This window comes from Georgenia daeguensis (assembly GCF_039537705.1).
Classification (GTDB): Bacteria; Actinomycetota; Actinomycetes; order Actinomycetales; family Actinomycetaceae; genus Georgenia; species Georgenia daeguensis.
In genome coordinates this window covers 1-963 of the sequence record NZ_BAABBA010000083.1, presented here as the reverse complement: position 1 = coordinate 963, position 963 = coordinate 1, and the positions used below count along the sequence as shown (strand labels likewise).

At 77.5% G+C, this 963-nt stretch carries 1 protein-coding gene; it reads right to left on the bottom strand.

Annotated elements, in window-relative coordinates; genetic code table 11:
• A partial coding sequence (locus ABD774_RS21505) for a DUF222 domain-containing protein (protein ID WP_345045827.1) occupies window positions 1-963 on the bottom strand: 963 nt, incomplete at both ends.

Sequence of the window (963 nt, the reverse complement as noted above, 5' to 3'; positions counted from 1 at the left end):
GGGTCACGGTCCCGGTGACGGGGTCGGTGACCAGGCGCCGCCAGGTCCCGCCCGCGGCCAGGGCCCGGGCCAGGTCCGGGGTGATGGGCCCGTACCCCTCCAGGTACGCCGCCGGAACGGCCTCCTCACCGACCTCCCCGCCACCCTCGCCGTCGCCGCCGTCGCCCTCGCCGGTGTCAGCGTCGGTGCGCTCGGCACCCTCGGCACCCTCGGCACCCTCGGCACCCTCGGCACCCTCGGCACCCTCGGCACCCTCGGCACCCTCGGCACCCTCGGCACCCTCGGCACCGCCGGCGGCGGTGGGCAGGGCTGTGCCCTCGGACCCGCCCGGGGGTTCGGGCGGGAGGGTGGTGGCCAGCGGGACGGTGACGTGGACGCGGATGTCGGGGACGGTGAAGCGCTCGCACGAGCGCAGCAGCAGCTGGTGCAGCGGCGGGAACTCCACCCCCACCGCCGGGGGTGCCGCGCCAGGCACCGCGCCGGGCGGCACGACCCGTTGCGGGGAGGCAGACGCTGCGCGGGGGTCCGCACCGCTCCCGGTGTCCGCTCGCGGACCATCCGGTGGCGTGCCGGGGGTGCCGTCGTCCGAGGGCGCGGGCGGGCCGCCCGGCGGAGCTGGCGCGCCAGCCGTACCGATTCCGCAGGTCGTGCCCGACGGGCCGGGCACGGTGGTGCCGGTCCCGGCCCTCGTCAAGAGAGCGGGCGCAGCCTGCGTCCCCGCCCCGGTGCCGGCGCCGGTGTTGGTCTGGGGTGGGCCGGTGGTGCCGGTGATCAGGGCGGCGTGGGTCAGCGCGAGCAGGGCGTCGGCGCGCAGCTGGTCGATCGTGCGCGCATCCCCGTCGTTCTTCGCCCCGTGCGCGATCGCGTCCAGGGTCAGATCGACCTGGACACAGTCCTCGGCCGGCAGCACCGCGTAGATCGACCCCATCCCGTCGGGGAGCACCCGGGTGTGGTTCACGTGCC